Annotated in this window: 1 protein-coding gene; it reads left to right on the top strand. The window is 42.3% G+C overall.

What is annotated here, in order from left to right; translation table 11 throughout:
- Positions 1-744: 4Fe-4S dicluster domain-containing protein (locus A3763_RS03295; RefSeq protein ID WP_304440782.1), on the top strand; the 744-nt coding region annotated here is incomplete at its 5' end.
- Positions 745-836: the final 92 nt, after the last annotated feature.

The following is an 836-nucleotide window of genomic DNA, read 5'->3' as shown; positions in this document are numbered from 1 at the left end:
TATATGTGCCCTTATGCACGCTTCCAAAGCGCCATGTTCGATAAGGACACTCTGATTGTCTCCTACGACGATGACCGTGGCGAGCCAAGAGTTAAGGGTAAAAAAAGAAAGGAAATGGCCGACCAGGCAGGTGACTGTGTTGACTGCTCTTTATGTGTGCAGGTCTGCCCTACTGGCATCGATATTCGCGAAGGCTTACAGTATGAGTGCATTGGCTGCGCAGCTTGTGTGGATGTATGTGACCAGGTAATGGAAAAAGTCTCGAAACCTCAAGGTTTGATTCGCTACACCACTGAACATTCCTTACATCACGAAAAAACTAAGATTCTTAGGCCGCGAATTGTCGCTTATGCTATTTTGTTAGTTGCTTTATTTGTTGCCTTTGTTATTGCCATTGCAATGCGTTCACCGCTAGCAGTTGATGTACTCAGAGATCGTGGTGCACTATACCGCGTTATCGACGCGTCTAATATTGAAAACGTCTATAACTTTAAGGTGATGAATAAAAGTAAGAATGCGCAAACATATCAAATTGATGTGTCCGGAATTGACGGCGCAAAGGTTTCTTACAATGAAGTGCAAAAAATAGCACCAGGCGAAGTTGGCAATGTTACCGTAACCGTTGCAAGCCCCGTAGCGTCTTTAGATAAACCTATTGAAACTCTTGAGTTTACAATCTCTACCAAGATTGAGGATGATATATATAAGGTTCAAGAAAGTTCTCGATTCTTCAGCCCAAGATAGCACCGTAATCACAATACCTACCCAGAGATGGAATATAACAATATGAACGATACAAATAATAAACCTCAAACTGCCTGGTATAAGCAGTTTTG

It is taken from the genome of Oleiphilus sp. HI0128 (genome assembly GCF_001635365.1).
This window is presented reverse-complemented; position numbering and strand designations above follow the sequence as displayed.